Origin of the sequence: Arsenophonus endosymbiont of Bemisia tabaci Q2, assembly GCF_902713415.1 — a bacterium.
Classification (GTDB): Bacteria; Pseudomonadota; Gammaproteobacteria; order Enterobacterales; family Enterobacteriaceae; genus Arsenophonus.
On sequence record NZ_CACTIE010000233.1, the window covers coordinates 1 to 1,841 of the forward strand.

Consider the following 1,841-nt stretch of genomic DNA (forward strand, 5'->3'; position numbering starts at 1 on the left):
TCGCTTAGCTATATTGAATGGCAGTAATTCTATTTTCATAGGGCAAATACTTGAGATTAATAAAAAGTCAGTTAAAGTCCAGCTCGGGATGGCGACAACTGCAAACAGAGAATCCCCTTTAGATCTCCATCTTGGACAAGTTATTTTTCGTGGGGAAAAATGGAATTCACTATTCAAAAATCAGTAGAACTGGGCGTCAATATCATTACTCCTATTATTTCTGAACGCTGTAATGTTAAATTAAAGCCTGGCCGACTCAGTAAAAAGCTACAATAATGGCAGAATATTCTCATTTCTGCTTGCGAACAATCTGGACGTAACAAAATCCCCTTAATTCGTCCCGTTATGCCTCTTGAAGCTTGGTGAACAGAAAAAGATGATGCATTAAAAATTAATCTCCATCCTAAAGCTCAATCAAGTATTAATACACTGCTTTTAGCGGTAAATAAAATTAGGTTACTCATTAACCCAGAAGGTGGGCTTTCGCCAGATGAAATCATAATGACAACTAACTACCAATTTACTAATATCCTACTTAGGCCTGGGATATTAAGAACAGAAGCCACTGCGTTAACTGCAATCACAGCATTACAACTTCGCTTCGGCGATCTTGGTTAAGGAGACAAAATGTTCAAATTAGGTATTGTGATGGATCCAATCTCAACCATAAAAATTAAAAAAGATAGTAGTTTCGCTATGCTATTAGAAGCACAACGCCGTGGATATGAAATTCACTATATGGAAATGGACGATCTCTATTTATTAAAAGGTGAAGCTTACGGACATATCAGACAACTAATCAACACCAAACAAGATACTGCACAATGGTATCAATTTGGTACTGAACAAGATATTGCTTTAAAAAATCTTGATGTTATTTTAATGCGTAAAGATCCGCCCTTTGATACTGAATATATTTATGCCACTTATATTCTTGAAAGGGCAGAATATGCGGGTAGTTTAATTGTCAATAAACCTGAAAGCCTGCGGGATTGTAACGAAAAATTATTTACCGCCTGGTTTCCGCAATTAACACCCGATACGTTAGTAACCCGAAATAATAAAAAACTGCGAGAATTTCATCAAAAACATGGTGATGTCATTTTTAAACCTCTAGATGGAATGGGTGGCGCATCGATTTTCCGTTTAAAGAAAAATGATCCTAATGCCAGTGTCATTATTGAAACATTAACTCAACATGCCCAGCGCTTCTGTATGGCTCAGGATTACTTACCTGCTATTAAGCAAGGGGATAAACGGGTGTTGGTTGTCGATGGTGAACCAGTTCCTTATTGCTTAGCTCGTATTCCTGCTCAAGGCGAAACGCGAGGAAATTTAGCGGCAGGAGGATATGGTGAAGCAAGACCATTGACAGAAAGTGATTGGAAAATTGCCAGAACGGTCGCACCTATATTAAAGGAAAAAGGATTAATTTTCGTTGGCTTAGATATTATTGGTGATCGCTTAACCGAAATTAATGTTACCAGTCCTACCTGTATCCGTGAAATTGAAGCAGCATTTGCGACTATATCAATTACAGGTATGTTATTTGATGCAATAGAAAAACGACTAGCTGCAAAAACAGTAAATTAACCACAGCTAACACTACAGTTAGCTGAATAATAAGATATAGCTAAGCGACTTAATTTTGATTACACTATATTGAGTGCGAACAGAATATCTGTGTCGCATCCGAGCGCTCTTTTTTTGCATTTAGCTTGTGCCAATTTATGTTCAATTGAATTAAGATCTGGCGAATAGGTAGGAAAATATTCCACCATATGCCCCGCATCGATGATGACTTGTTGAATACTCTGTTTCTTGTGAAAAGTTGCATTATC

Annotated in this window: 2 protein-coding genes and 1 pseudogene; 2 read left to right on the forward strand and 1 reads right to left on the reverse strand. The window is 37.3% G+C overall.

Annotated elements, in window-relative coordinates:
• Both ARSQ2_RS10445 and gshB read left to right on the forward strand, forming a co-directional pair.
• Positions 1-618 (forward strand): annotated as a pseudogene (locus ARSQ2_RS10445) (16S rRNA (uracil(1498)-N(3))-methyltransferase); the annotation flags it as partial.
• A gap of 9 nt (positions 619-627) precedes the next feature.
• Positions 628-1,593 (forward strand): glutathione synthase, encoded by a 966-nt coding sequence (gene gshB / locus ARSQ2_RS10450; RefSeq protein WP_181995264.1) that lies wholly within the window; start codon positions 628-630, stop codon positions 1,591-1,593.
• A 59-nt stretch (positions 1,594-1,652) separates the two neighbouring features.
• On the opposite strand, the gene ARSQ2_RS15065 is transcribed toward gshB, so the two are convergent.
• Positions 1,653-1,841: transposase (locus ARSQ2_RS15065; RefSeq protein WP_181995265.1), on the reverse strand; the 189-nt coding region annotated here is incomplete at its 5' end.